Consider the following 25847-nt stretch of genomic DNA (forward strand, 5'->3'; position numbering starts at 1 on the left):
TCGGGCTGATGCAGCTGCGCAGTCTTTGGCACAAGGCAATGGGTTCGCTGCTGCCAAAAGCATGCCTGCCAGCGCAGGACAAACACCTGCGGCGGTGCAGGCCGCGCAGGCAGCACAGAGCGCACAGGCGGCAACTGTGGGAGCGGCACCGCCGACGGAAGGCCGCAAACAGACGCCCCCCCAGCCACGCACAGAGAATCGAGAGGGCGCAGCGCCGTCTGGGAGCATGGCGGGGCGCGCCGGTGCGCTGCCTGCAGTGGCGCAGGCGCAAGCTGCCCTGGCCCAGGCATTGGGTCGCACGTTGGCTGGCCAGATGACGGCGGGGGCAGCTGCGGTGGCGCTGGCGCAGGCGCAGTGGGCGCTGCGGGCTGCGCGCTTAGGCGAGGGCCCCGCGGGCGGCTTTGCGGGGATGGCGCGGCCGGGCGCAGGAGCCGCCGCAGCAGGGGCTACGGCGCGCGGGCCTGAAATGGCCCCACGCGGCGTGCGGCCCGATGGGCTGGCGCTGGAGCCACGCGGCCGCGCTGAGGGGCCGCTGGCAGCTGCCACAGGCGCAGACGCCAAAGGTTCGGTAGCAACGGGGGCCGCAGGCGTGCGTGAGGAGCGGGGGCCTAGCAAGCCACTGCTCGCGGGCGAACCGACGGAGATGCCGCATGCCCTGGCAATGGCTTTGGCGCTGGCCCCGAAGATTCGGCAGCGGGTGTCGCAGGACCGGGTGGAGCGGGTGGAACGCGACATGCCACGCAACGCTGCGCCGGAGCTGGAGGACGAAGATTTCTGGGATGCCTGGAGCGATGCCGATGAGGACGCGCAGGAGGAGCCCGGGGAGGCGCCAGGGCTGGAGGACATGAGCCGAGAAGCCGCTGCCCAGCACTACCGAGCGCTGCGGGTGTGGCTGGAGGCCAATGCGCAGCAGGCATTGTTGCGGGAGCTGGAGGCGGGTCGCTGTGTGTTGGTGCTGGCTCCGCCCGATGTGTCGCACATGCGCCTGTGGGGGCATGTACTGCGCCCGGATGCGGTGCGTCCGGGGCGGGCTGCTGGCGCAGCAGGGCAAGCCTGGCCGCTGGTGGCGCGCTGGACGGCAACGATGCCTGCCGATACGCAGTGGCGGGTGTGGCGCTTGCGCCAGGACGTGGATGCCGCAGGCCGGTGGCGGCTGGGAGCTTCGCGGCCAGATCGCCACACGCCGCAGCTGGTGGTGCATAGCGCGGCTGACGAGCCTGCGGCGGCGGGCCCGGGTGCGCCCGAGCGCATTGTGCTGCAGGAGCCACGCCGCCTGCGCCGCTTGCTGGGCACGCAGTGGACACTGATGGCACTGCGGGTGCCTGTACCGCTGGATGGCGCGGGCCTGGGTGCGCTGCATGCCGTGCATGCAGGGTGATGGCTTGAACAGCGTGGGCTTGGCGCAGGGGCTGCCTGCCGACTGGCAGGCCTGTGCGCTGACTGCTCTGGGCGATGCGATGGCAATGCTGGATGTGTCTGGCACAGGTCGGGTGCTTTGGCGCAATGCCGCGCTGTGTGCGGCAGTGGCCCACCCCACGGCGGGTGTAGAGCAGGACACCTGGCTGCCCGTGGGTGCACCCCTGGCACTGCTGTGCGAGCGGCTGGAAGGGTTGACGGCCGGGATGTGCGCGGTAGCCCAATGGCCGGGCTGTGATCACGGATGGGCAGGCACGGTGGAGTTGTGTGGCGAGCAAGTGGATGGGCACGACGAGGCACACGATGGCCGCATGCATGCCGCGCCTGGGGGTGCACGCACGCGCCCTGCCCGACTGGCCCCGGTGGCACCGCAGCAGGGACTGTGGGCGCTGTGGCTTGGGCCTGATGGAGGGGCGCTGAACCCTACGCGACGCCACCTGGAAGACCGTGAGCGACTGCTTTTTACGTCGCACAGCTTGGCGGTGGGCGAGATGGCGACCACGTTGGCACATGAGCTCAACCAGCCGCTAGGGGCGGTGGGGAATGTGCTGCGGGGCCTGAAGGCGCGGCTGGCATCCGCTGGTGAAAGTTTGCAGCCGCAGATGTTGCCGCCGCTGGTGCAGGGGGTGCAGTTGGCGTTGGAACAGGTGCAGTACGCGGCACGGGTGATTGGCCGGGTGCGGGACTACACGCGCAATCACCAACCGCAACGGGAGCCTCTGGATACGCTGACCTTGTTGCGCAGTAGCTTGGCGCTACTGGATTGGGACCTGGAGCGCCACGGGGTGCAGTGGTCCGTGCAGGAGGACGGCATTGAGCAGACGCTGCAGCAGCGCGGCTGGGCGGTGGTGGCCGATGGTGTGATGGTGCAGCAGGTGCTGGTGAATTTGCTGCGCAATGCGATCGATGCTATGGCGCAGTCGCCTGCGCACGAGCGACGTCTGGAGGTCGTATGTCGGATCGATGAGGTGGACCAGATGCTGGAGATGGCGATCCGGGATTCAGGGTGTGGCATGGAGGATGAGACGGCGGCGCAATTGTTCATGCCGTTTTTTTCGACGAAGCCCACGGGAATGGGTGTGGGGCTGAACATCTGCCGCAGCCTGATTGAACTGCACCAGGGCCGCCTGTGGTTCACGCCCAATACGGACCGGGGTTGCACGTTCTTCGTCGCGCTGCCGCTGGTTGCAGCGCCTGCGCCTGCCACCCAGGCCGAGCCGCAGGGGCTACCCGGCGATCAGGCCTGAGCCTGGCGGCGACACTGCGGCGCAAAGACAGGCGCGAGACCTGCCTACCCAATGGGGCGCCCCTGAGAATTTCGAATGCTATGAGGGAGAGATGGACACATGACAGTCACGCACGCTGGACGGACGACACGAACGCTGTACCTGCTGGACGACAACGCAGATTTCCGCACCACGGCCCGCTGGTGGCTGGAGGGAGCGGGCTACCGGGTTCTGGATTTCGCGGATGCCAACGCCGCCATTGCCACCCTGGAGCACCAGATGCAAGCGGGCACGCTGGCCGACAGCTGCTTGTTGCTGGATGTGCGGATGCCCGGGATGTCCGGGTTGCAGGTGCATGACGCGCTGATTGCGTTGGGTATTGCAGGGCCGAGTGCGCAGTGGCCACTGCCGGTGGTGTACATGACCGGGCACGGCGATGTGCCGCTGGCGGTGCAGGCCATGGAAAAGGGCGCCATCACGTTCCTGGAAAAACCGTTTGAAGACAGTGCGCTGGAGCAGGCGCTGGCCAAGGCGTTTGAGGCACCGGCCGCGCCGCATCGGCCACCAGCGTGCGCAGAGTTCCAGCGCAGGCTGTCCATGCTGACGGATCGGGAGTCCGAGGTGATGCGCGGGGTGGTGGACGGCAAGATGAGCAAAGAAATCGCCCGGGACCTGAACATCAGCGCCAAGACGGTGGAACTGCACCGCGGCCGGGTGCTTGGCAAGATGCAGGCCGACTCTGCAGTGCACCTGACCCGCATGGCCATGGCACAGAGGGTGCTGTAAGCACCTTTGCGCGATCTGTTCACGGCGCGCTGTGCACAACGCGCACGGACGGGCTGGACAGCGCGTTGCAAAGGTCTTCAGTTGCAACGAGTCGCAAGCAGCCGAAGCGCGCGACAACGGCTTCGACAGGTATCTGGCACTGGGAGCTGAGCTACTCCGGTGCAGGATGACAGAGTGTTGGGCAACGGCTGATATCCAAAGCAAATATGCCGCCAGCGCTTTTCTACAAAGCGCAATTAGCTACTATTTTTATAGCAATAAGAGATACTGGAATTGTGATCCGCGCATGCTTTGCGGGCGGGCGGATGCTGGGCCGGAGAGGTGCGCGGGTAGGTGTCCTCCCTAGCTAGGGGCATTCCTAGCTGGGAATCGCACATATAGCGCGGCAGACCCAAAGCCGGTTCAATCACGGCTGTCCCGACGGAGCCAGTGCCACAAAGCCGCAGCCCGATGGGGTCCTTGCCAGGGCGACCTGTGCAGGCAAAGGAGTCGTTCCAACCAATCACGGCCCGAAGATGGGCCAGTTTCAAGGAGTTTGTTATGGGTGCAGCAGTTGGCGTCGTGGGTTCCGCATTGATCGGCGGCGGCGGAATGGGCATGGGAGGTCTGCTCGGTGGCATCGGTTCGCAGTTTCTGAGTGGCATGGTCAGCGGCCTGCTGGGTGGCAATGACATGAGCAAGACGCTGGAAGGCTTCTCGCCAGTCAACATCCTGAATGCAACGACCAACCTGGTCAGCACCATCATGGGCGGCGGCGCACAACAAGCGGCGCAAACACTGCAGCGCGAAGATGGCATGCCGAAGTTTCTGCAAGACGCGATCAGCCAGGCGATCGACGAGGTGATGCAGGAATACTGCAAGCCCACCGATGGTGCTGGTGAGGCAATTTCCGATGTGGCATCGTGCGATATCCAAAAGTCGGTTGACGACATTGCGCAGCAGATCGTCGACAGCGTGCGCAACCAGATGGCCGAGAGCACGGGCGAAGGCGGCAGGGGCTGTGGCAAAGCCGGTGCCAAGAGCTGGCTGCAGGCCATTGCCCAGGCCATGGGCGAAGCCATGGGTGACAAAGCCGCCAAGATGGTGGAGCTGTCGGGCAAGCTCAAGGAGGCCGCCGGTGGTGACGGCGAGGATTCGGCCAAGGAAATGCAGGCTGTCAACGCAGAGTTCCAGGCTGTAAGCCAGGAGTTCAAGCTGCTGACCGATGCGTTCAATACCGCGCTGAAGTCGCTGGGCGAAGGCATGAGCAGCATGGCTCGCAAGCAATAAGCCCTGTCCGCCCGACGAGCGGATATCGCGATTTGCAACAAACGAAACGGACCGTTCCTCGGTCCGTTTTTTTCTTCCTCGACCGATACGATGTGGCCGCCTTGCCCGCCTGGTGGGCACCGCTGGAAGTCCAAGGCCGTTCTGCATGCACAGGTATCACCTGGGATGTTTGCACTTTTCTTTGTGCCCCGGACAGGGCTGGCTGGGTTGCGGAACTGTCCGCGTTTTTGACTGAACACTGACCATGAAATCCCTGAAAAATTTTTGCGCTGCTGTAGCGATCACCTTCGCAACCATGACTCCTGCCAGTGCCTGGTGGATGAGTTCGGACACGGGGATGAGCCTGTCCGTGGGCGCTGGCAGCTACTTGCTGAACAACGAAATCCAACGCGCTGCGCGCGCCAGCCGCAAGGGGGTGGCGGGCGGCGTATCCACGCAGCAGTTGGCGCGCACCGGCTTTCAGCGCAATGGCAGAACGGCGGCACTGGATATGTTGGTGGGCTACTACCCGCCGGCGCAGCGTCCACAAATGCGCCAGGGGTTTCTGGAACTGCACCGGCAGTACCCGCAGGTGGCGCGCCAGCTGGGTGTGCCGACCAACGATGTGGCCACGGGGCTGGCATCTTTTCTGGCGGGAGCATATATGGCCTACAACAACCAGAATGTGAGCAACAGCCATGTAAAGCCGCTGGCCAATCAGTTGCGCAGAGCGCTTGCGGCAGAGCGAGATTTCGCCCAGGTGACCGACGCGGAGAAGCAGCGCATGTATGACGCCACGGTGATGCTGGGCATGCTGATGGCAACGACGCAGGTGCAGTTGCAGCGGCAGCCTGATCCGATGCTGGAGGCGCAGATGCGGCAGCTGGGCAAGGAGATGATCGAGGGCTTCTTGAAGGTGGACGCCAGCCGCCTGCGCATCACATCATCGGGCATGCGCATCGTTTGAGATAGGTGCATCGTTCATCATTTGGGGCGAGCCTCTCGGGGCCAACACGCCCCGTGCCATCCCTCTTCACCTCCCCTCACCCGCTGCAGGTTTATGCCGGAGAAACGCTGAGCACCGCACGCTGGCGCTGGCGGCGGGACTGGGTGTGCCACGCCTGCCACTGGGCCTGGTCCAGGCGGTAGCGCCGGGCCTGCGTGCCGTTGTAAGTAGCCATACCTTGGCAGCCGAAGCCCAGCACTTGCAGACAGTGCGCGGCGGAGCGGTTGGTGGGTGCGCAGTGGCCCAGCACATGCGTTTGCAGCAGGGCACCAAAGGCGTGCTGCAGCAGCCACTCCCCCCCATCCAGTGCGAGCGTACCGTCCCAGGCCTGTGGCGCCAGTCGCGCGCCGATCTCCAGGATTTGCGGATCCTCCTCCAAATGCACCAGGCTGAACCAGCCGCAGAAAACCCATCGGGGTTGCACAAGCTTGGCCAACAGCACAGCGTCGATGTCGCCCTCGGCGTGCGCACGCAGTGCGTCGGCAATGGTGTCCGAGTCAGGCGGCTGGGCCCGCTCTGCACACCAGATGCCAGTGCCAGGGTATTGCAGATAGAACAGTTGCATGTGCGCGATGAAGCGGTGCGCGACACGGGGCTCATCCAGCGGTGCATCGTCGGCCAGGTGCGCGCGTACGCGAGGGTCGCGGTGCATGGTGAACAGGGCCTGGGCGTCGCGGCTGTGGAACTGGCGAATGCGCAAGCGTGGACCTTGATAGAGGATGACGGGTTCAGGGGACATAAGGTGTGCCGATGATGGGCGCTGTGCCGCAGTGGGTGGGTGCGGAGGCTGCCAGGAGGAGTGGCGATAGCCCGCCGCAATGGGCTTGCAGCACGCGCTGATAAGCCGCCCAAAAGGCGGTTTGCGGACCGCTCTGTTGCCAGACAGGCGCCGTGAGGAACTTGCTCGCCTCTGCACTCTGGGCGGGCCCGAGGGCGGCATATGCGGTGCCTGCCAGCCAGAGGTCTCCTTGGTGAGCGGCTTGCGGTGCGCGCCCGGTGGGCTGGGTATGGGGAGAGAGCTGCACTGGCGCAGTTGCGCCTGCGGGAGGGCCGCCTGGGGTATTGCCGGTGACCATGGCCCAAGCCCCCAGGTAGTGCCCCAGAGCCATGGCATGGGGATATGCCCCGCGCCGATCGCTGTGATGCAGGTACTCCGCAGGGGAGTGCATGCCATCGTGGCCCTGGCATAGCTGGTGGTGAATGAGCCGGATTTCGTGGGTGCGCTGCTGGGCACACAGGATGTGCAGGTAGCAAGCCAGGGCCTGGCCGTCAGGGTGCTGCAGGGCCAGGGCATTGACAATGGCACAGGTCTGGCTGGTAAGCAGCCGCGTAAGGGCAGGGGCGAGTACCGGCAGGGTCGCCCCTTGGGCAGCGACAGGTATGACCAGGGCCCACAGGGTGGCTTTGGCGGGTGCATCGCTGGCGGTGGCGCAGGCCTCCAGCGCCTGCCGCAGGACTCCGCCGGGGTCGGCCTGCGTGCGCACCGGGGTGTAGGGTGGTAACAGGGCGGTGAGCATGGCCCTGACCATTGCCACAGACTGTGCCGACTCCGGGGGGAGCGGCAGCATGGCTTGCAAGGCGGTGTCGAGGGCATGGGTACGGCCGTGCAAACTACCGAGCAACAGGCCGATCAAAGGAGCGCGCAGTGCATCTGGCCGGGGATGGCTGGGCAGGACGGGACCTGTGGTGGTGCCGTGGCTAGCCAGAGCGATCAGCAGGTCGAGCCTGTCACGATCGCTGGCGCTGCGCGCCAAGTGTTCACCCCAGCGCGCCAGATCTTGCTCCTGAACGGCAATCCGGGTGAAGCGTACCAGGTGCGCTGCATCGAGGCGCGTTGCGAGGTGCTGCAACAGTGCGTCTGTGTCGGCGTAGTCGAGCTGGTGGTACCAGGGTCGGGCCCGGCGACTGGGGGACTGCGCCAAGCTGTGTACCCAGGCCTGCAGGTCGGCGTGCTCCAGCCGCAGCAGAGCATCCAGCAAGTGGGCGGGCGACTGGGGGGCTTCGGCGTCGTCACCGGGCCATGGCCCGTTACCGCTGAAGCCCTGGCCGCCGCCCGGGTACCCCCCCAAGGCTGCAACGCGGCCACCGGGAGCAATGGCCCGAATGGGGGCCAGCGCGGCCCATGGCTCAGACATGCCAGATGGTGAAGGTGGGATAGCAGGGTGCAACGGGCCGCATGGGAGCCGCGTACCGGGGCCTCAACGCCAGGAGGCCGGCGGAATCCAGCCCTGCGCCAGCGCGCCAACCGTTGCAGCCGGCGCAGATTGTTCACCGTGGCGGGACGCAGCCATGAAGGCTTCTACCGCCTGGGTGGCCGCACGGTAGGGTTCGGGGTCCGCCTGAGACCAGCTCAGGGCCATGGCTTGCAGTGCGTGGCGGCTGCTGCGGGTCCAAGCCCCGTCGAGGGGGTCGTCGGCCACGCTGTGGAGCTTGGCGCAATAGAGGCGCCGGGCCGCTTCACTGTGCGATACCAAGCCCACCAGTGCGCGTGCGGCCTGGTCAAAAGCCACCGCCCCGAGGGTGCCGCGCCCGTCGGGCTGCGCGAACCAGGCACACAGGTACTCAATGGGGCCCATGGTGCGGGTGGCGCGCACGGACGCGTCCCATTGCGCCCCCCATGCGGCGTGCCGCCCCGAGGGCAGGCGGCCGCTTTGCAGAGCAAGCACCAGGGTATCGGCGACCGCAGCCTGGGCCTGGGGGTTGCCGTGTTCGCCAATGCGGCAAAGCACCTGCAGGAAGGCGGGATAAAGCGCATCGCCGAGCGAGAGGCACAGGCGCTCCATCCAGCGCACGCGGTCTTCACGTGAGGGCAGATGGGCGCAGCCTTCGATGAGGACCTCTGCCGCACCGGCCCAGTCGGGCTGATCGCGCAGGGTCAGATCGGGGATGGGTTGGGCCATGTGTGCTGTCGCAAAGGTGCGGCGCTCAGGGGGCGGAGATCAACCCCGGGTAAAGAGGCAGTCAATGAACCGGGATTGCAGCTGGGCCGGGGTGTCGCCGCTGAAGGGGGGGACAGACAGGGTGCGGGCGACGGCGTCGCTGCCGGTATAGCCAAACAGGCGCGCGGTGTCGCCGTTGTCCAAAGCTGGCCGGAGCGCGTCAGTCCGGGGCGCTAGGCCAGCGAGGCCTGCCAGCGACGAGAGAGAGGACGAGGTCACCATGTGTGGACGCGGATGAAAGATGGGATGTCTCCATCGTAAAAAACTTGCACCCGCTTGCGCTATTGGGAAGCCTCCTAGTGGAGGGGGTGTATTTGCAACAAAACGCTTCAAACCCCAAGCCTGAGGCCGGCGCTCGCTGGGTGTTCAGGTGGGCAGCAGAGTCTGCATCTTATGCAGCAGTGTCGGGAAAAGGGCAGCCAGGTAGTTCAGCAGTGTCTTGGCCAAGGTGGTGAGCATGACCAACCACAGCAGGATGGCTGCCACGCTTTTGAGGGAGCTGGACAACGAGTACAGATTGAGCTGGGGCGCGAAACGATTCATGAGGCCCAGCGCCAGGTCAATGGCATACATGACTACCAGGGTGGGCGCAGCGAGCAAGAAGCTCAGGCCCGCAAACTGCGCGAAGGCGCTCTCAAACAAGGTGACACCGGCTGGGCGCGGAGCAAGGCCAGGCTGGGCCAGGGGCCACAGCACAAAGCTTTCCATGAGGACGCCGATCCAGAGCATGAGGCCACCCGAGGCCATAAACAGGTACACAGCCAAGCGACCCAGGAAGGCCCCTGAAAGCGAGGTCTGACGCCCGGAGAGAGGGTCTGTGACCTGCGCCTGCGACAGTCCGATCGCGCCGTCAATGATCTCGCCAGCGGCGTCGAACGCCCAGAGTACAGCGGCCAGCAGCATGCCCAGAGCCAGGCCGATGAAGGCTTCTTTGGAGAACAACCCGATCCATTGGGAAACGCTCCAGCCGGTGACGTTGACCGCAGGCTGCAGGGCCAGTGTGATGACTCCGAACGCAAGAAAAATGGCGCCCCGCACGAGCTGGGGCACGGTTTCCTGGGCCAGCAGGGGCAACAGCACGAAGGCGGTAGCAAAGCGCACGCTGGCAAGCGCGGCCAGCAACGCCAGTTCGCTGACGTTATTCACCGCGGCAAAGGTCTCTCCCATGGGTGGTTGGCCTCAGCGTTTGACGAGGGCGGGGAAGTCGGTCATGACCCGGTCGGTGTAGCGGTACAGCGTGCCGCCCAGCAGCGATGCGGTGATGAAGATGGTGAGCACGATGGCGAAGAACTTGAGCGCGTACTGCAGGGTCTGCTCCTGAATCTGGGTGGCAGCCTGCACCAGGGCAACCAGTAGCCCGACCAGCGCGGCCACGATGACCGGTGGCGCGGACAGGAGCAACACCAGCCACAGGGCCTGGTACAGCAGTTGGATGGTCTGGCTTTCAAACATGGCGTACGAAGGGCATGGTCAGAGTGGGAAGGCGATGCACGGCGGCAAGGTCAGTGGCCGTAGGAGAGCACCAGGCCGTGGGTGAGCTTGATCCACCCATCGACAAGCACGAAAAGCAGCAGCTTGAACGGCAGCGAGATGGTGGTGGGCGAGAGCATCATCATGCCCATGGCAGTGAGGATATTGGCGATGACCAGGTCGATGATGAGAAAGGGCAGGAAGATGAGGAACCCGATCTGGAACGCTGCAGACAGCTCGCTGACGGTAAAGGCGGGCACAACCACCACAAAGTCGCGTTCGCTGATCTGGGCAGCACGTTCGGGACTGAGGGTTTTCTGGGCGGTCTTGAGGAAAAAAGCGCGCTCGTGGGCGGATGAGTGGCGAACCAGAAAGTCGCGCAGGGGCTCTTTGGCCGCATCGGCCACCGCCAGCATGCCAGAGGTGCTGCCGACGTTGGAGACGCTGCGGGCACGTTCGGCCATGTCCAGCCCCACGGGCAGCATGACGTAGATGGTGAGTACCAGGGCCATGCCGTTGAGCACCACGTTGGGTGGCACCTGCTGCAGGCCCAGGGCGTTGCGCAGCAGGCTGAGCACCACAATGATCTTGGTGAAGGAAGTGACCATGACGCCCACAAACGGCGCCAGGGAGACAACGATCACGGTGACCAGTGCCGAGGAAGGGGTAAATTGATTCAGGTCCATGGTGTCTGCGAATGGGCTGCGCCGCACGCGCGCCCGGTGGGTGGTTCAGCGGAAAACAAGGGGGCTGCAGGCACAAAGGCTGGTGTGGCACCGGGGGCGCTGCGGATTCGAAGGGCGTAGCCACCGGCCAGGGGAACCAGATCACCGTGGGCGCGCAACGCACCACCCTGCTGCAAGTGCAGCTCCCCCGGCAGCATGGGTGGTAGCCGAAGGCGAACCGGTGCTGTAGCTGCGGCAGGTGCGGCAGGTGCGGCAGGTACCGATAGCACCGCTGGGCGAGCCTGCCAGCACAGCCATTGCTCCAGCCCCATGGCGGGCATGCCGTGCCAGACTATCTCGGCATCGGCATCCGTGTTGGCATGGGTGTCTGTGGCGAGCGGCTCGGTGGCCGTGGGCAGCGGCGCATGCAGGTCCAGCCCCAGGGGCTCGGCCATGGGCGGGGCACCAGTGCGAACAGCGGGGCTGCGTACCAGCACACCCGCGCGCACTGGAAGGTGGCCGCCGATGGGCCGCACGGTGACGGGCCACTCGCACCCCAGAGAGGGCGTGAGCCAGACCAGGGAGCCTTCAGCGAGGTCTGCGACTGCGGCGGCAGGCGCTGTATCCAGGCACAGTTCCGTGCGCACGCTGGGCCAGGCGACATGCGGGGATTGCAGCCAGTCGGCCGGCGGACCCGACAGTGCCGCCCAAGGCAGGCGCAGGCGCGTGCCCACAGGGGCCAGTGCAGCGGTCTGCACCACGGCTTCGCACGTGCCGGATTCCAGGGCGACTGCTGGCGCAGCTTCACGGGGCTGCAACAGCCAGGGGTGGCGCAGCCATTGCTCGACAGCACTGATGAGCGGTTCTGCCTTGGCCAGCTGCAGCATCAGGCGCGGTCCGGTCCACTCCGTTGCGGTGTCCCCAGATGTGCGAGCAGGCGGGGTGGCATCCCGACCAGTGGTGCCTGAGGAGGCTGTTGGTGCATCTGGGTTTAGGGCTGGGGGCTGAGGTTCACACAGGCAAGGGTCTGGCTCTGGCAGCAGCGGCAGCCAGAGCTCGGCCCGGTGTGCTCCCACCGGGCCACAAAAAACGAGCCACGCCGGCGCGGGCACTGGTGGGGCGTGCGGGGCAGGTGCCGCCACTGCGGCTGGGTTGGCGGTATCAGGCCACGGTGTCATCGTCAAATCCGAGGTCGTCCATGCGACCGTGGCTGTGTTCGCGCAGGCGGTCGCGCAGTCGCTCCAGGTGCGGGGTCAGTTGCTGGCGGGTGGTGGCATTGGTGCCCATGCGCAGCTGCCACTGGCCGTTGCCGCTTTGGGCTAAGCGCAGGGCCAGGGTGGCGGCCTCGGCACCGCCCAGCGGCACTTGCAAGCGCAACGGGGTACCCACCCCGGGCGCGGCCGCATGAGGGGCCATGGGCAGAGAATCTGGCAGGAGGCCGGTGGGTTGGGCGGGTGCGGTGAGGGCTGCACTGCCCCCCACAAGGGCACCGCCCTCCCCTGCCGACCCGGTGTGCCCGGTCAGTGGCGGCAGCTGCCCCCAGAGGCCTGGGGACGGAGCCTCGGTGTGAGGGAGGTCGTTGGGTTCGGGGTCGTCCTGGTCCTTGAGCCGGCTGTCACTGCGTTCGTCGGCCCGCCGGATGGCGGCATCAAAGTCCCGCCGCGCCTGCGGAGGCACCCAGCCGCCGGCCTGTGAGGCCCGGGCGGCAGTGTCGGAGGTATGGGTTTTTCGGTCAGGGGTCGATGGACGGATGTCACTCACGGGGCATTCCTCAGGAGGCTGACCGCAGCGGGGGGTCTTCCCGCTCCAGCGTGGTTTCACGTTCGCGCCGCAGGCTTTGGCGGGCGTCATCGCGTAGCGTGGTGCTAGCCTGGTGCTGGACCACGGCCTGGAGCCACGCGGTGCGGGCTGAGGCGGCGCGGGTGCGCGCGTTGATCAGCTCTTCTTCCTCATCGATCAATGCGTATTCAGCGCGTTCGAGCTGGTCGTCCAGCACCTCCTGTGCGGCACTGGCGTAGCCGGCCACCACCCCCATGCGGGCGGCGTAGGGGCCAATCAGGCTGTGCTGCAGCTCCAGCCTGCGGGCCTGCAGTTGGCGAATCTGGGCTTCGCGGTCGCGCACCACTTGCTGGGCAGCTTGCAACTCGCGCTCGGCCTGCTGGCTGGCTTGCAAGGCTTTGCGCTCGCGCAACGCACGCAGTCGCTGCAGCTGACTGGCAGCGGCCAGGTGCTGGGCCATGGCGGAGGCGGTCATGGGTGAGCCCCCCAAGGTGTATGCAGGCTGTTCACAGTCACCGCTGGAACTGCTGCAGCGCAGCGAGGGTTTGTTCGAAAGGAGTCCCCTCGTCGGGCCGCTGTCGCAACAGGGCCTGCAACGCGGGTTGGGCGGCGATGGCGTCGTCGGCCAGTGCATCGCTGCCAGGCGCATATTCACCGACTTGAAGCAGGAAGCGGATTTCGTCGTGTTTGGCCATCAGGGCGCGCACGCGCAGGGCTGCGTCTTGGTGGGCGCGATCGGTGACGCGGTTGAACACACGGCTGGCACTGGCCAGTACGTCAATGGCCGGGTAGTGCCCAGCTTGCCCAAGCTGGCGCGAAAGCACAATGTGGCCGTCCAGGATGGAGCGGGTCTCCTCGGCCACAGGATCGGAGCCGTCTTCATCTTCAGCCAGAACCGTGTAGAAAGCGGTGATGGAGCCGGACGCATCGTTACCCGCCCGCTCGAACAGGCGCGGCAGCTCTGCAAACACACTGGGGGGGAAGCCCCGGCGCACGGCTGGCTCCCCCACAGACAGGCCGATCTCTCGCAGCGCGCGGGCGTATCGGGTCACGGAGTCCATCATCAGCAGGACGCGCCGCCCTTGCGCGCGGAAGTGCTCGGCAATGGCGGTGGCGGTCTGTGCGGCACGCAGCCGCTCCATGGCGGGCCGGTCGGAGGTGGAGACAACGATCACCGAGCGGGCCAGGCCCTGGGGGCCAAGGCTGTCCTCCAGAAACTCGCTGACCTCACGCCCCCGTTCGCCAATCAGGGCAATGACATTGACATCGCTGTGTGCGAGCTTGGCAAGCATGCCCAACAAGGTGGACTTGCCACCCCCGGCCATGGCGAACACGCCCAGTCGCTGTCCTTCACCGATGGTGAGCAATCCGTCGAGCGCACGCACCCCGGTGATGAATGGGGTATCAATGGGCCGCCGGGTCAGCGGGTTGGGTGGCTCGGCGTGGAAGGGGCGTAGCGGCAGGTGGGCCGGGAGGGCGTGACCATCCAGGGGTGTGCCGAAGGCATCGAGCACGCGGCCCAGCAGGGCGTCGCCCACGGGAATGAGCTCTCCGCCATCCAGAGGTTCCACCTCGGCACCCATCGAGACGCCGTGCAGGTGCCCCAGTGGCACAAGAATGGCGTCATGCTCGCGAAGCCCGACGACTTCTGCGCGCAGCACGTTGCCATGCGGTTGCGCGGGGTCACGAATCAGGCATTGCTGGCCGATGACGGCACGCAATCCACTCACGCGCAATGTGGTGCCAAAGGCTTGCACAACCCGCCCCCGGGCAGCCACCGGCTGCATGGAGCGCAGCGAGGCCAGGATGGCAGGATCGAGCAGAGGGCGGGGGGATGCGTCGGCGTGCATGTCGCAAATCGGTGGCGCGCTCAGGCGGCCCTGGCTTCGGGGGCTGCCATCTGACGCTGGGAGGTTTCAATCCGCTGCGCAGCACTTGCCAGGACGGTGTCGAGCCCGGCCAGCAACGCACCAGCCTGGGACTCCACCACACAGTCCAGTCCGTGAAGTTCTGTGTCGGCGAGACATTGCACAGGCATGGGCAATTCGCGCGTGGCAAGTTGTGCGCGCACGGGCTCGACCAGCTCTGCGGGCAGGCGCAGGCGCACGGGCTGAGGAGGCACTACCTGCTCAAAAGCCTGCAACGCCAGGGCGGTCACCACTTGATCGGGCGCCAGTGCCGAAGCCATGCAGCGCACCATAGCAGTGGCCAGCGTGACGAGGGCGCTGCGCAGTTCTTCACGCTGGTGCTGGTGCTGTTGCGCCAGCGATTGCAGCGCTGCTGCAATCTGTCCCGCCGCTTCCTGGCGGGCCTGTGCCAGCCCAGCGGCAAAACCGTCGCGGTGGCCTTGCTCGCAGGCCGCCTGCTGCGCCTGCGCAGCCGCGTCACGGGCGCTACTGGTAAGCGTTTGCAGCGCAGCGGCCAGGTCCAGAGCGGTCTCCAGCGCCTGAACGTGCTGCGCCGGCACGGTACGTTCCGTGGTGGCCAGGGTCAGGGTGGCGTCTTGGTGCAGGGTGAGCAGGTAACTCATGACGGTGTGGGCAACGGGGTTACGGGCTCGGTCTGCGGGGTAACACTGGCGGGTGCTGCCAGCGCCGGTGCGGCCGCATGTGCCTGCTGCAACGCAGCCTGGGCCCAGGCCGGATGAGAGCCCACCGTGGGCAGCAAAGCCAGCGAGGCGCTCCAGCCAAGGTGGTGGGCTAGGCGCGCCTGAAGTTCGTGCACGCAACCCCACAGCAGCATCGCCTGGCCCCAGGCACGAACGTACGACACGATCGTGTGGGCAGGCGGCAGCAGGGGCCGGGGTGCCCGCGCCAGCAGTTCCGGGGTGTCCGGAGCGTCAAGGGCAGCACGGAAGAGACCGATCCCGACACTGCGCGACAGGGGTGCGAGTTGCCGCCCGTCGATGCAGGCACGCAGCGACGCCTTGAGCCAGTAGATGCCAGACAAGGCACTGAGGGCATCGCGGGCCGGCGCGCGATCGGCCACCCACAGAGGACACAGCATGAGCTGCTGCCAGCTCAATGGCTCGGCCTGCAACTGCCGCGCAAGCGCTGCCCGCGCGCGCCGCTGCGCGGCCACATGGGTCAACGCCGAGTCTTCACCCAGGTCCACGGGCTGCATCTCAGGACTCGCTGCCGACACGGGGCTGCGCGGGGGATTCGACCGCAACGGCGGTGCCCCGGCGCAGCGGTGCCACTGCGGCGCCGACCATGGAGGCCAGCCCGGTCTCGGCCAAGGCTGCTGCGGCTGCAGGGCGGCGCTGCCACCAGGCCATGGCCGCCACGGCGGCCGCCATGAGGCTAAGCAGCCCCGCCACCATCATGACCACGCCGCCATACTGCGCCCACAAACCGCCCAGGAATGACGGCGGGGCCGCAGGTGGAATAGGTTCGGCAGGGAACATGGCAACGGTGACGTTGTCGTAGGGCAGCCCCTCCATGGCGTTGACCACAAGGGCTTTGATCTTGCCCGTCTGCTGGCTCAGGTCGACCCCGGGGCGGTGTTTGATGAACACCGAGGCCGTCGAGTGCTGGGGCTTGTCGGACAGGGGATTTTTCTCGGGCACAGAGACATGCACCCGTGCCTGCACCACACCGTCAATGCTGGAAAGCGTGGCCGAGAGCTCTTGCGACAGGGCATGGGTGAAGCGGGCCCGCTCTTCGAGTGCCGATGACACGAAGCCCTCTTTCTTGAATACCTGGCCCAGGGTGTCGAAGGAGTCCCGTGGGAACCCTCCGGCGTGCAAGATCTCTACAGCGCGAGAAAAGTCGTCAGGCCGGGTGCTGACGACAAAGGCCTTGCCGTCGCGCGAGGCCGCTTTTTCTGCATGCAGGCCCGCATTGCGCAACACGGCCACCATCTCGTTGGCCTGGCGCTCGGTCAGCTGGCCATAAAGCTCCTGCTGAGAGCATGCGGCCAGGAGTGCCAGCGTGACCGTGACGAGGACCCGCGCGGGCCAGGAGGGTGTCCTGGCCTTGTGGGCGTTGGCCCCGGGGATGGGGCAGGTGCGCAGAAGCGTTCTGGCAGAAAGTAGCGGTCTCATGCGATATAGCGGTCAAGGCAGGCGGTCAGGCCTGTTGGCGGAACAGTTGCTGCAGCCCGTCGGAGGTGCGGTTGGCAATGTTGGCGGTGAGCTGGCTGTGGAACAGGAACTCGTGCGCCCGGACGGTCAGCATGACCATCTCACCCGGTGTCATGTCGTTGCCCGCTGCCATGGCCGCTTGCGCATGCTCCTCCAGCGAGACCGCCTCGGCGTTGATGTGTTCGAGCGGCTTGAATAGAGCCTGCATCCCCTCGCTCATTGCCTGCACAGGCTGGGCCTGCAGCGTGCTGCCCGCGCCCGCTTCTGCACGCGCAATAGCCTCGTGAAAGCCGGACATGTCGGTCAATGAGATGCCATAGCCGGCTTGGACGGGGCTCTGCCCCGCCGAGACGCCGACACTGTCTGCGCCCGAAAGCGAAAGGCCCATGGTGGTAGTGGCGTTCATGGTGTCAGCGCCACATCACTGTTTGCGGGCCATGGTTTCCAGTGCCGTGCCCACCGATTGCAAGGAGGTGTGAGCACTGTTGGACATGAAGCCCATTTGTTGGGCCAGCATGGTCATGTGGGTGATGTGGGCAGGCTTGTCGTTGCCGTCGGCCAGGGCATCCCCTGCGGCCTCGATTTCACTCGCTTTGGCGTCCAGGGTCTTGCCCCAGGCATCGGCCATGACCTCGAACCAGCTAGCGCCTTTGCCGCTGCGGCTTTGGGAGCTGCTCAGTCCAGTGGTGGCGACCATGGCCAGCGGATTGATGGAATTGCTCATGCTCTGACTCCTACTTTGCAGGTGGTGCTGGCGGTGATTGCCAGCGGGGTGGTTGAACAAGGGGTCGGTCCGAGGACCGATGTGGCACGGTGACGTTTCAAGGTTTGAGGTAAACGTGGTGCGGTGGGCTCACCTGGGTGCCCAGATGCACTGGTGGTGAAGCGGTTGATGCGGGGCTTCAGAACGACAGGACGCTGGCCACGCCCTCGCGTTCCATCTGCACCTTGTCGGACAGGATGGCCACAATGCGGTGCCCACTGGGCAACATGGCCCCCTCGAAGTAACGGGTGCCGTCCACGGTGACGAGGTAGGCAGGCTCTCCGGGCACGATGGCAGCGACACGCTTGCCAGGATCGTGGATGGCCGATGCAGCCGGAGGCGGCGTAGGGGGAGCCTCGTTGACAGCGGCCAGCTGCTGCAAGCCCGGCACATCACGGCGAGCCAACGCCTGAACATGCTCAAGCTGCCGCGTATCAGACACCGCCGTGCGCACCCGCACCACCCCCGCACCAGCAGCTTCCACTTGCGCAGCGATGCCGTTGAGTCGATAGACCTCGGCCACACTGGCTGCCACCTGCTCATTGACCCATACCGAGAGCCGGGCGGGCGAACGGTCTGCAAGCGCCTTTTCCAGTCGGGTCTTTTCAGCCTGGGACTCCAGGTGCCCAGTCACGTACAGCTGCCCGCTGCGGGACTCGACATTCAGTGTGGGCATGCCCAGGTGCGACAGGGTCTGGCGGATGTTCGCGGCGTGCTCTTGCGGACTCAGGGTGGAAGGCCCCATGGCCCAGGCCAGGGTGAGGGTGCACACAGAAACGCCCACCAACGCGGTGCCGCCCAGCATCAGGCGCGAGCGCCAGCGCTGCAAAGGGGACGTCTGGCCTGCCGCCATGGCTGCAGGGTCCTTTGCTGGCGTAGCTGCGGCAGAGGAGGCCTGCGAAGCAGACGCACCCATACCAGCATGCGAACGCGCCTCCGAGGCTGCTTCTGAAGCAGGAGCAGACTCTTGCGCATGCGGTGTAGCCGACGTGGCACCTCCGTCTGGTGCCGCGTCGGTGAACAGCGGCGCCCATTGCTGCGCACCGAGCTGACCCACGGCAAGCCGGATCCCTCCGACAGTGAACGGCTCGTACAAGCCCAGCTCTGCGCGCGCGCCTGCCTCCAGCGTCCTGTGGGCTACGGCACCGCCGCCCTGCTGCACCTGCAACACCAAGATGCCTGTGGGCGAAAACGACAACACAGCAACGCCTTCGGCCTTCTGAAGCACGACTTCATTGATCCAGTCCTGTCCGATGCGCAGCGTCTGCCCAGGCTGAATGACAGAAGATGCGCCACGCTGCTCGCCGCTGAGAACGCGCAGTTCGTACAAAGTTTCTGTGCTCATTCCACGGTACTCCTCGGCCCAGACATGCGGGCCTCGTTCGCTCGATTCGTTCACGGCGCCTGCTCACCCAACCCCTGGGCTACGCCAGGCCTGGGATCGCCCGTCGCGGGGTTGCGGGTAGACGTTGTGGTCTCCTCCAGTACAGGCATGGGTGGGGCAGCCACGGCGCCACCGGGCCGCAGTGGCCCCGTGGGTGCTGATGCATTGGTCGCGCGCCGTGCAGGGATGAGGCGGGGCGAAATGAGGAAGAGGCGTTCCACCCGCTCTTGCTGGTCGTTGTTCGAGCGGAACAGCGCGCCCGCCAGGGGGATATCGCCCAGGAATGGAACCTTGGAAACCCCTTCGCTGCTGGACTCCTTGACCATGCCGCCAATCAGCAGGCTCTCGCCCGCGCCGATCAGCGCCTGGGTATTGATGGAGGAACGCTCGACGATGGGGATCGAATCAACCTGGCTGGCTCCATTGATGCCGCCGTCTTCGATCTGGACGAGCAGCTTGATGCGCACGTCTGAGCCTTCCTGGAACACATGGGGCGTGACACGCAAGGAGGTCCCTGCCGACACCTTGTAAAGATCGACTTGCTCTCGACCTGCCACGCGCACGTAGAAACTCTTGTTGGTGTCAAAGAGCGCCTCGACGTTGGACAGCGTCATGACCTGGGGGCTCGAAACAATGCGGGCTACGCCCTTGTTCTGCAATGCATTGATTCGCGCCACAAAGTTGTTGCGCCCGCCCAGCACCAGGGACATGAATCCGCCCTCGCCTGCTGGCGTAATGCTCTGAACCGGCGTGCTGCCCAGCAGACTGGTGTCGCTGGCGGTGCCATTGCCAAACAGGAAGGAATAGCGGTCGCCACTCAGGCGCCAGTTGATACCCATCTCACGCAACTTGTCGGTGCTCAGGTCGATGATGGTGGCTTCGATCTCCAGGGCCTGGGGCTCAATGTCCAGCGACTTGATGAGCTCGTCGTAGTAAGGCAGACGCTCCGGGAGGTCTCGCACGATCACTGCATTGAGACGGGTATCGGCCTCCACACGGGCCTGGTTCGCGACCGAAGCCGCGCCCAGGCCTTCCAGCAACGCAGCGTCCACGGTGGCCACCTGCACACCTCCTACGGCTCCAGGTCGGCCGCCCCAGGCTTGCTGCACGGTTTCGGCAGAGGCCTGCATGGGGTTGGCACCAGCGGCTCCCAGCGTGCCTTGTCGAGCCAGCCCCTGGCCGCGCAGACCCGGCTCAGAGGCGCCCCGATACTGCGTCAGTGCCGGTGACGGGTTACCTCGCTGGGCTGTCAGCAAAGAACGCAGGATGCTTGCCACACCAGGGATGACCGTGACGGTGCCGCCGTACTGGGCACTCACATCCTGGGCCCATGCGTATTTCAGGTAGTACACCTTGAAACCCACGGGAGCCAGCGTGGTGGACTGGCTTTGCTGACCTGAAGCCAGTTCGCCGACCAAGTCTACAAACCGTCGGTTTCCGCTGGCGATGAGCCCACCACTCTGGCTCACACGCAGGGTGTTGCGCGAGTCCATGATGTTCATGTCACGCGCGGTATTGATGACCTGGCGAGCATCTCCCTGGCGCATGGCAAAGGTGCGTGTCGTGACCTCTGCCGGTGTGTACACGTGCACGACGGCGCCGTCGTAGTAGGCCATGAGCCCAAATGAGCGCTGGATGCTGGAAAACACTTTTTCGGCCGTACCTCGGAACACTCCGTTGACCGCGCCCTTGACACCAGAACTTACCGACACGGGTACATCCATGGTCCCGAAGAAGTCCTGCAAGAACGCCGCAATCGGCTGCTCTCGCACGGTCATATCGACCTGTCTCTCCCCGAAAGGAATGGGCGAGGCCTGCACCGCCGTGGCGCACAACGCCCAACCCAACGCACAGCCTGCCGCCCAGGCGCGCCACGCGCCCGCCTTTGGCCCCGACAGCAACGGACTCCAGTTCCCCTTAGCTACTACTCCCATTCTCACTCCCTTGTTTGAACTCATTGTTGGTATCAGCGCATACGCTCATCGGCGAGGCTGTTGAAGAACAGACTCCGCCTGAAAACAGTCGGCGACTGCCGACCGACTTACTACGACGCCCCCTGCAACATGGGGGCGTCGTCTTTTCCGACATGGGCCAGTACGCCCAGGTGCAGCGTCGGAACCAATTCGTGGTAACTGAGCACTGGAGTGTCAAAGCACTCGATCTCGATCAACTTGCGTACGTGGCGGCGAATGTCCACCGCCGTCACGATGGCTGCTGGCCGGTGATGTGCGATGGCCTGCGTGAATTTCTGAATCAACTGCGTGGTTTGCGCAGGATCGAGCGCCAGCTGCTGCACCCCGCCGTTGACCCGCACAGCGGATCGCAGCAGCTCCTCGACGGAGGGATCGATAAGCAGCGCGCCCAGGCGGCCGGTCGGCGCGTAGCGATAGCACAGCTGGCGCTTGAGTCCGATCCGGACCAGTTCCGTCAGAGCGAACACATCTTTCTCCCGCTGGGCCGCATCGGCGAGGGTCTCCAGGATGTCGCGGAGGTTGCGGATGGCCACCTCTTCTTCCACAAGGCGACGCAGGATTTCAGCCACCCGTGCCAGAGGCAGAGCACGAAGGGTTTCCTTGACCACATCGGGCAGGTCGGCGCTGGCACGGGTCAGCAAGAGGTTGGTTTCCTGCGTGCCCAAGAACAGCGCGGCGTTGCGACGGAGAGCTTCCCGCACGGCCGTGGCCAGTGCCGCCGCAACACCGTCGGCCACCATGTCGCCCTGGGCAACCGGCACCTCGTGCACCATCAGGCGCCAAGCAGGCGCTGGCGCGGCTGGTTCGAGGGCCAGTGCGCTGGACCCCGGCACCGCTGGCGCCGGCGTCTGAGCAGGTCGCGCGGGCACCATGTGCACATCGATGCGCGGCAAACGCAGGCCCAGGTGCAGCTGAAAATGGTCGAGCACGCCTTCAAGGCCGTGCAGCAGGTCACGGCTGTCTTCGCCGCGCAGGTGCCCGGCAGGCAACTCAAGTAGGAGGGGCACGTTGGGACGCACCGGGATGGCATCGGTGAACATCAACTCGGGGGCGTGCGCGGGCTTGCGGCGCACAGCCACCAGCTTCGGCCCGATCCAGCGTTCCCAGCGCTCCCGCCACGCGGGCGTCAGCATGGCCCCAACCCCAAAGAACACAAGACCCAGCAGACCAAAGACCACGGCGGGAAAGCCAGGCACGGCCGCGAAAAGAAAACTCAGGCCACCGGCCACCAGCAACACGCGGGGCTTGGCCGTCAGTTGTCTACCAATGGCGTCGCCCAGATGTTTGTCATGCTCATCGTCTGTAGTGCGCGTCACCAGCAGACCTGCGGACATGGCCCCCAGCAATGCGGGGATCTGCGTCACCATGCCATCACCAATGGCAAGGATGCAGTACTTGATGGCCGCTGCCGACATGGGCATTCCCTGCTGGAGCACCCCCACGGCCAGCCCTCCCAGCAGATTAATGATGATGATGATGATGCCCGCGATGGCATCGCCTTTGACAAACTTCATGGCGCCGTCAAGGCTGCCGTTGAGCTTGCTTTCGCTTTCCAGTTGGCGACGGCGACGCCGGGCCTCGTCCTTGTCGATCAGGCCTGAGCGAAGGTCCGAGTCGATGGACATCTGTTTGCCAGGCATGGCATCCAGCGAGAAACGCGCGGCGACTTCAGCCACGCGCTCCGAGCCTTTGGCAATGACGATGAACTGCACCACGGTAATGATGAGAAACACCACCAGGCCCACCACGAGATTGCCGCCCGCCACCATGTTCCCAAACGTGTCAATGATGTGGCCAGCTTCGCCGTGCAGAAGAATCATGCGGGTTGTCGCGATCGACAGCGCCAGCCGAAAAAGCGTGCTGATCAGCAGCACGCTGGGGAACACGGAAAATTCGAGCGGATTGGCCACATAGATGGCCAGCAGCAGCAGCAAAACCCCGCCCGAGATGTTGACGGCCACGAGGGTGTCAAGGGCCCAGGTCGGCAGCGGCACGATCATGAGCGCGATGATGGCCACGATGCCAGCCACCAAGGCGATGTCGGTGTACCGCGCGAGCCCGCCACCACTGCGGTCGGCACGCGCGGCCGACCGGAAATAGCTAGCCAAATTCACAGCGAGTCTTTCCCTGTGAAGGCATGGCCCGCTTGCCTGGCGCTGACCCCGCGCAGCAGCACGTATTCGGCAAGCACTTTGCGGACGTAGTCCTGAGTCTCGCGGTAGGGTGGGATTTTGCGTCCGTGCTTTTCTACGGCGCCCTCACCAGCGTTGTAGGCGGCAAGCACCAACTCCAAGTCATTGCCAAATCGCTGCTGCAAGGTTTTGAGGTACCGGGCGCTCACCCGCAGGTTCGTCTGCGGGTCGTGCAGTTGCTCTGCGCCCTCCACGCCAAAACGGCGCGCGGTCGGGGGGATCACCTGCATCAAGCCTCGGGCTCCTGCATGCGAGATGGCATCGGGCTGGTGACGGGACTCCACGCGAGCGATGGAGTGCAACAGCAACGGGTCGATGTCGTGCTCCTGCGCGGTGCGGTCTACCAAAGGTGCCAGCCCGACGGGGCTGCTGGTTCGCAAGGGCTGGGCGTCGGGGCTGCGCGATGGCATGGCTGTGCGGGGCGGGAGCTTGCCGGTCATGGCTGGCTGCGCTGTGCGGGCGCCTGCACCGACAGGCAACAGACGCGACGAGGTGTGGCGATACAACCCCATCTGCGCAGCCAGAACTGGTTTGCTGGATTTGGCGGCAGACACTTGGCAACCGCGAACAAGCGCTTCGGCGTCCCGTTGCGCGGGTGTCAACAACTGATCCCACCCGACGGCACATGCGGCTGTCGGCGCTGGCGCCAAGACCGCAGGTCCAGGTGCAGCGTGGGTCAGGCCCCCAAGGCCCAGTCCGCAAGTCCCCATGAGGAACCACATCCCAGGGAGCCTCGCCAAGGGCCGAACCAACAAACGCCGGGCAAGCAGATGAACACGATGAGACGATGGGGAACGCACAAACAGACTTTCGCTTTTAGAAGCAGACTCAGACACGAACGCAACAAGGTAGAGCTAGTGTTTCCGCTCAGCCTGTCGAATTTGTGGCAAAACGTGCTGCTTCACGTATCCATTTGTCAGCAACGAAACACAGATGCAACGCACGCCCATTGCGGGCACGTGCTTTCGCTTGCATCCTGTTTCAACATTCATGTGACCGTTGGCACACTGCCCGACACTTCAGTTTTGTGCACCGCTGCCAAGCTTCCCCGTGATGCTGCAGCGCCTTGAGCCCAGGGCCAGCACGGCCTGCGGCCCCACCCGATTTCCAACAGGACTCTCCGCACATGGCCGGTCAAGACGACAGTGGCGACAAGACAGAAAAGCCGACACCCAAGAAGCTTCAGGACGCCCGCAAAAAGGGCGAGGTTTCCAAGAGCAAGGACCTTACAGCGACAGCAACATTGCTGACCGTGCTGTTGCTAGCCACGGTGGCCTTGCCGATGGTGGGGCAGCAGATGACGTCACTGATTGAACTGAGCCTGTGGGGATTGCAGATCCCTTTTCCTGAGGCACTCGCCCAACTGGGGCGGCAAGCGCTGCGCACGTTGCTGTTGCTGGTGGGGCTGGTGGTGGTACCCGTTGCGGTGGTCGGCGTCCTGGTGGAGTTTCTGCAGACCGGCCCTGTGCTGACGATGGAGAAAATCTGGCCCAAGGCAGAACACCTGAACCCCGCCAGCGGCCTCAAACGCATGTTCTCGCTGGACAACCTGGTCGAGCTGCTCAAGTCACTGCTCAAGACCGTGCTTGTGGCCGTCATTGCCTGGATTGCGCTGAAGGACTTGCTGCCCGATCTGCCACTGCTTGCGCGCGCGAAGCCAGAGGCCGTGGGATCGGCTCTCTGGCAAGCCAGCTGGACGCTGCTGGCATGGGTCACGGGCGCGTTTCTCCTGGTGTCGGCGCTGGACCTGGCATGGCAACGCTACAGCTTCATGAAGAAGATGCGCATGAGCATGCGCGACATACGCCAGGAAATGAAGGACGCCGAAGGCGACCCGCATCTCAAGGGCCATCGCAAGCAGCTGCAGCAGGAGTGGGCTCAGCAAGGCGCCAACAAGGCGGCAGCTAGCGCCCATGTGCTGGTGGTCAATCCCACCCATGTCGCGATTGCCATCGACTACCACCGCGACCGATGCCCGGTGCCCACGGTCATTGCCAAGGCACAGGACGATGATGCTCTGGCCATGAGAACCGCCGCGCAGGAGGCCGGCGTTCCCGTACTGCGCAACATCGAAATCGCCCGTCAATTGCTGGCCGACACAGAGCCCGGCGACGTCGTTCCTGCGGAGCTGTTCGACATCATCGCGACCGTGATCCTGTGGGCGCAAGATGTGCGCTATGAACTCGAACGTGCCTCGCAGACCTCCCATGCGAAGTCTTCCACAGAGTCAGAACCGCGCCGTCCTCGACGCCCCGCTCCTGGTGAAGACCTGACCCGGTACCCGCCCTCTACGGCCCATGACGCAGCGGGCGCAGCCGCCACCCCCGGGCGCTGGAGAACCAACCGCTTTGCCCGCTATGTTCCCAGACGGTGGCGATCCAGAGCGGCCACTGACACTGCATCATGAACAAGCATTCACATACAGACACCGCACAGCCTTATGAAGGCACTGCCCCTGCCCAATTGGTCGAGGTGACGAGCCCCCAGACCACTGCCAGCGTGGTGCTCCCGAATACTGCGCCATATGGCGTAGCTGACGCGCCCGCAGCCCCACTGGCCGGAGTGCTGGGTACCGTACTGGCACTGGCATTCGTGCTGGCCCTGGCCTGGATACTTCTGAAGGTGCTGCAGCGTACCGGCATCGCGCGGAATCAAAGTGGTAAAGCCGTGCTGCAGGTCGTGCAGCAAATATCTCTTGGCGGGCGAGAGAGAGTGGCCCTGGTCCGGCACGGGGACCGAGAATATCTGCTGGGGGTGACACCGCACCAGGTACATCTGCTGGCTGAATCCGCTCCTGAAGGTAGAGAGAAATCGCCGACTGTTCCTTGACGCGTTCATGCAGGCATTGCGGCAACTGCGTGCGCTCCCATGGTGGCTGTACCAAAGACTGCGGGGCACCCTCGGTAGGGTGCCAGA

27 protein-coding genes are annotated in these 25847 nt (G+C 65.2%); 7 read left to right on the forward strand and 20 right to left on the reverse strand.

The window, feature by feature from the left end:
• Positions 1-226: 226 nt before the first annotated feature.
• The 5 genes from EXV95_RS11390 to EXV95_RS11410 all read left to right on the forward strand — a co-directional run bounded on the left by EXV95_RS11390 (position 227) and on the right by EXV95_RS11410 (position 5643).
• Positions 227-1378 (forward strand): hypothetical protein, encoded by a 1152-nt coding sequence (locus tag EXV95_RS11390; RefSeq protein ID WP_176886923.1) that lies wholly within the window; start codon positions 227-229, stop codon positions 1376-1378.
• Complete coding sequence (locus tag EXV95_RS11395; protein ID WP_176886925.1) at positions 1359-2663, forward strand: sensor histidine kinase; 1305 nt, start codon at positions 1359-1361, stop codon at positions 2661-2663. The genes EXV95_RS11390 and EXV95_RS11395 overlap by 20 nt, the downstream gene beginning before the upstream one ends.
• Positions 2664-2762: 99 nt before the next feature.
• Positions 2763-3428, forward strand: a complete 666-nt coding sequence (locus EXV95_RS11400) for a response regulator transcription factor (RefSeq protein WP_176886927.1) — start codon at positions 2763-2765, stop codon at positions 3426-3428.
• A 540-nt stretch (positions 3429-3968) separates the two neighbouring features.
• Positions 3969-4697, forward strand: a complete 729-nt coding sequence (locus EXV95_RS11405) for a hypothetical protein (protein WP_176886929.1) — start codon at positions 3969-3971, stop codon at positions 4695-4697.
• Positions 4698-4941: 244 nt separating this feature from the next.
• Positions 4942-5643: a DUF6683 family protein gene (locus EXV95_RS11410; protein ID WP_176886931.1), complete on the forward strand. Its 702-nt coding sequence runs from the start codon at positions 4942-4944 to the stop codon at positions 5641-5643.
• Positions 5644-5734: 91 nt separating this feature from the next.
• Here EXV95_RS11410 and EXV95_RS11415 read toward each other — a convergent pair whose 3' ends face one another.
• The 20 genes from EXV95_RS11415 to EXV95_RS11510 form a co-directional block, all read right to left on the reverse strand.
• Complete coding sequence (locus tag EXV95_RS11415) at positions 5735-6421, reverse strand: GNAT family N-acetyltransferase (protein ID WP_176886933.1); 687 nt, start codon at positions 6419-6421, stop codon at positions 5735-5737.
• On the reverse strand, positions 6411-7817 hold the full coding sequence (locus tag EXV95_RS11420; RefSeq protein WP_176886935.1) for a hypothetical protein: 1407 nt from the start codon (positions 7815-7817) through the stop codon (positions 6411-6413). Before EXV95_RS11420 ends, EXV95_RS11415 begins: the two co-directional genes overlap by 11 nt.
• Positions 7818-7880: 63 nt before the next feature.
• The gene (locus tag EXV95_RS11425) at positions 7881-8582 is read right to left on the reverse strand and encodes a hypothetical protein (RefSeq protein ID WP_176886937.1); all 702 of its coding nucleotides are present in this window, start codon (positions 8580-8582) and stop codon (positions 7881-7883) included.
• Between the two features lie 39 nt (positions 8583-8621).
• A complete protein-coding gene (locus EXV95_RS11430) occupies positions 8622-8840 on the reverse strand; it encodes a hypothetical protein (protein ID WP_176886940.1) in 219 nt (72 codons plus the stop codon).
• A 147-nt stretch (positions 8841-8987) separates the two neighbouring features.
• On the reverse strand, positions 8988-9788 hold the full coding sequence (sctT, locus tag EXV95_RS11435; protein ID WP_176886942.1) for a type III secretion system export apparatus subunit SctT: 801 nt from the start codon (positions 9786-9788) through the stop codon (positions 8988-8990).
• A 12-nt stretch (positions 9789-9800) separates the two neighbouring features.
• Complete coding sequence (gene sctS, locus EXV95_RS11440) at positions 9801-10073, reverse strand: type III secretion system export apparatus subunit SctS (protein ID WP_142143659.1); 273 nt, start codon at positions 10071-10073, stop codon at positions 9801-9803.
• 50 nt (positions 10074-10123) lie between these two features.
• A complete protein-coding gene (gene sctR / locus EXV95_RS11445; RefSeq protein WP_176886943.1) occupies positions 10124-10777 on the reverse strand; it encodes a type III secretion system export apparatus subunit SctR in 654 nt (217 codons plus the stop codon).
• Positions 10768-11643: a hypothetical protein gene (locus tag EXV95_RS11450; RefSeq protein WP_176886945.1), complete on the reverse strand. Its 876-nt coding sequence runs from the start codon at positions 11641-11643 to the stop codon at positions 10768-10770. The genes sctR and EXV95_RS11450 overlap by 10 nt, the downstream gene beginning before the upstream one ends.
• A 274-nt stretch (positions 11644-11917) precedes the next feature.
• Positions 11918-12517 carry a hypothetical protein gene (locus EXV95_RS11455; protein ID WP_176886947.1) on the reverse strand — a complete coding sequence of 200 codons (600 nt, stop codon included), beginning with the start codon at positions 12515-12517 and terminating at the stop codon, positions 11918-11920.
• A 10-nt stretch (positions 12518-12527) separates the two neighbouring features.
• Complete coding sequence (locus EXV95_RS11460; RefSeq protein ID WP_176886948.1) at positions 12528-13010, reverse strand: hypothetical protein; 483 nt, start codon at positions 13008-13010, stop codon at positions 12528-12530.
• Between the two features lie 37 nt (positions 13011-13047).
• Positions 13048-14385, reverse strand: coding sequence for a FliI/YscN family ATPase (locus EXV95_RS11465; RefSeq protein WP_176886950.1), 1338 nt, complete (start codon positions 14383-14385; stop codon positions 13048-13050).
• Positions 14386-14405: 20 nt separating this feature from the next.
• Positions 14406-15065, reverse strand: coding sequence for a FliH/SctL family protein (locus EXV95_RS11470; protein ID WP_176886951.1), 660 nt, complete (start codon positions 15063-15065; stop codon positions 14406-14408).
• Positions 15062-15658, reverse strand: a complete 597-nt coding sequence (locus EXV95_RS11475; protein WP_176886952.1) for a hypothetical protein — start codon at positions 15656-15658, stop codon at positions 15062-15064. The genes EXV95_RS11470 and EXV95_RS11475 overlap by 4 nt, the downstream gene beginning before the upstream one ends.
• Position 15659: 1 nt before the next feature.
• Positions 15660-16580, reverse strand: a complete 921-nt coding sequence (gene sctJ / locus EXV95_RS11480; protein ID WP_176886953.1) for a type III secretion system inner membrane ring lipoprotein SctJ — start codon at positions 16578-16580, stop codon at positions 15660-15662.
• Between the two features lie 25 nt (positions 16581-16605).
• The gene (locus EXV95_RS11485) at positions 16606-17025 is read right to left on the reverse strand and encodes a hypothetical protein (RefSeq protein ID WP_255484982.1); all 420 of its coding nucleotides are present in this window, start codon (positions 17023-17025) and stop codon (positions 16606-16608) included.
• A gap of 15 nt (positions 17026-17040) precedes the next feature.
• The gene (locus EXV95_RS11490) at positions 17041-17343 is read right to left on the reverse strand and encodes a hypothetical protein (protein ID WP_121421082.1); all 303 of its coding nucleotides are present in this window, start codon (positions 17341-17343) and stop codon (positions 17041-17043) included.
• 178 nt (positions 17344-17521) lie between these two features.
• Complete coding sequence (locus EXV95_RS11495) at positions 17522-18727, reverse strand: hypothetical protein (RefSeq protein WP_121421083.1); 1206 nt, start codon at positions 18725-18727, stop codon at positions 17522-17524.
• 50 nt (positions 18728-18777) lie between these two features.
• Entirely contained in the window at positions 18778-20544 is a 1767-nt protein-coding gene (sctC, locus tag EXV95_RS11500) for a type III secretion system outer membrane ring subunit SctC (RefSeq protein ID WP_158603824.1), read from the reverse strand.
• A gap of 266 nt (positions 20545-20810) precedes the next feature.
• Positions 20811-22853: an FHIPEP family type III secretion protein gene (locus EXV95_RS11505; protein WP_304503275.1), complete on the reverse strand. Its 2043-nt coding sequence runs from the start codon at positions 22851-22853 to the stop codon at positions 20811-20813.
• Positions 22850-23371: a lytic transglycosylase domain-containing protein gene (locus EXV95_RS11510; protein ID WP_176886954.1), complete on the reverse strand. Its 522-nt coding sequence runs from the start codon at positions 23369-23371 to the stop codon at positions 22850-22852. Before EXV95_RS11510 ends, EXV95_RS11505 begins: the two co-directional genes overlap by 4 nt.
• 686 nt (positions 23372-24057) lie before the next feature.
• Between EXV95_RS11510 and sctU the strand changes: the two genes are divergently transcribed.
• Positions 24058-25338, forward strand: a complete 1281-nt coding sequence (gene sctU / locus EXV95_RS11515) for a type III secretion system export apparatus subunit SctU (RefSeq protein ID WP_176886955.1) — start codon at positions 24058-24060, stop codon at positions 25336-25338.
• Positions 25335-25760 carry a flagellar biosynthetic protein FliO gene (gene fliO / locus EXV95_RS11520; RefSeq protein ID WP_176886956.1) on the forward strand — a complete coding sequence of 142 codons (426 nt, stop codon included), beginning with the start codon at positions 25335-25337 and terminating at the stop codon, positions 25758-25760. Before sctU ends, fliO begins: the two co-directional genes overlap by 4 nt.
• The last annotated feature ends 87 nt before the right edge of the window (positions 25761-25847 follow it).

Source organism: Acidovorax sp. JMULE5, assembly GCF_013376875.1.
In the GTDB taxonomy this organism is placed as follows: Bacteria; Pseudomonadota; Gammaproteobacteria; order Burkholderiales; family Burkholderiaceae_C; genus Acidovorax; species Acidovorax facilis.

Excerpts from the sequence above, each read along its gene's own strand:
- EXV95_RS11475 (WP_176886952.1), bottom strand. The coding sequence starts at position 15,658 with ATGCAGCCCGTGGACCTGGGTGAAGACTCGGCGTTGACCCATGTGGCC.
- EXV95_RS11485 (WP_255484982.1), bottom strand. The coding sequence starts at position 17,025 with ATGAACGCCACTACCACCATGGGCCTTTCGCTTTCGGGCGCAGACAGT.
- EXV95_RS11400 (WP_176886927.1), top strand. The coding sequence starts at position 2,763 with ATGACAGTCACGCACGCTGGACGGACGACACGAACGCTGTACCTGCTG.
- EXV95_RS11510 (WP_176886954.1), bottom strand. The coding sequence starts at position 23,371 with ATGACCGGCAAGCTCCCGCCCCGCACAGCCATGCCATCGCGCAGCCCC.
- EXV95_RS11495 (WP_121421083.1), bottom strand. The coding sequence starts at position 18,727 with ATGAGCACAGAAACTTTGTACGAACTGCGCGTTCTCAGCGGCGAGCAG.
- sctT (WP_176886942.1), bottom strand. The coding sequence starts at position 9,788 with ATGGGAGAGACCTTTGCCGCGGTGAATAACGTCAGCGAACTGGCGTTG.
- EXV95_RS11460 (WP_176886948.1), bottom strand. The coding sequence starts at position 13,010 with ATGACCGCCTCCGCCATGGCCCAGCACCTGGCCGCTGCCAGTCAGCTG.
- EXV95_RS11395 (WP_176886925.1), top strand. The coding sequence starts at position 1,359 with ATGCCGTGCATGCAGGGTGATGGCTTGAACAGCGTGGGCTTGGCGCAG.
- EXV95_RS11410 (WP_176886931.1), top strand. The coding sequence starts at position 4,942 with ATGAAATCCCTGAAAAATTTTTGCGCTGCTGTAGCGATCACCTTCGCA.
- EXV95_RS11415 (WP_176886933.1), bottom strand. The coding sequence starts at position 6,421 with ATGTCCCCTGAACCCGTCATCCTCTATCAAGGTCCACGCTTGCGCATT.
- EXV95_RS11450 (WP_176886945.1), bottom strand. The coding sequence starts at position 11,643 with ATGCTGCAGCTGGCCAAGGCAGAACCGCTCATCAGTGCTGTCGAGCAA.
- EXV95_RS11405 (WP_176886929.1), top strand. The coding sequence starts at position 3,969 with ATGGGTGCAGCAGTTGGCGTCGTGGGTTCCGCATTGATCGGCGGCGGC.
- sctR (WP_176886943.1), bottom strand. The coding sequence starts at position 10,777 with ATGGACCTGAATCAATTTACCCCTTCCTCGGCACTGGTCACCGTGATC.
- fliO (WP_176886956.1), top strand. The coding sequence starts at position 25,335 with ATGAACAAGCATTCACATACAGACACCGCACAGCCTTATGAAGGCACT.
- EXV95_RS11470 (WP_176886951.1), bottom strand. The coding sequence starts at position 15,065 with ATGAGTTACCTGCTCACCCTGCACCAAGACGCCACCCTGACCCTGGCC.
- sctS (WP_142143659.1), bottom strand. The coding sequence starts at position 10,073 with ATGTTTGAAAGCCAGACCATCCAACTGCTGTACCAGGCCCTGTGGCTG.
- sctJ (WP_176886953.1), bottom strand. The coding sequence starts at position 16,580 with ATGAGACCGCTACTTTCTGCCAGAACGCTTCTGCGCACCTGCCCCATC.
- sctC (WP_158603824.1), bottom strand. The coding sequence starts at position 20,544 with ATGACCGTGCGAGAGCAGCCGATTGCGGCGTTCTTGCAGGACTTCTTC.
- sctU (WP_176886955.1), top strand. The coding sequence starts at position 24,058 with ATGGCCGGTCAAGACGACAGTGGCGACAAGACAGAAAAGCCGACACCC.
- EXV95_RS11425 (WP_176886937.1), bottom strand. The coding sequence starts at position 8,582 with ATGGCCCAACCCATCCCCGATCTGACCCTGCGCGATCAGCCCGACTGG.
- EXV95_RS11490 (WP_121421082.1), bottom strand. The coding sequence starts at position 17,343 with ATGAGCAATTCCATCAATCCGCTGGCCATGGTCGCCACCACTGGACTG.
- EXV95_RS11390 (WP_176886923.1), top strand. The coding sequence starts at position 227 with ATGGCGGGGCGCGCCGGTGCGCTGCCTGCAGTGGCGCAGGCGCAAGCT.
- EXV95_RS11420 (WP_176886935.1), bottom strand. The coding sequence starts at position 7,817 with ATGTCTGAGCCATGGGCCGCGCTGGCCCCCATTCGGGCCATTGCTCCC.
- EXV95_RS11465 (WP_176886950.1), bottom strand. The coding sequence starts at position 14,385 with ATGCACGCCGACGCATCCCCCCGCCCTCTGCTCGATCCTGCCATCCTG.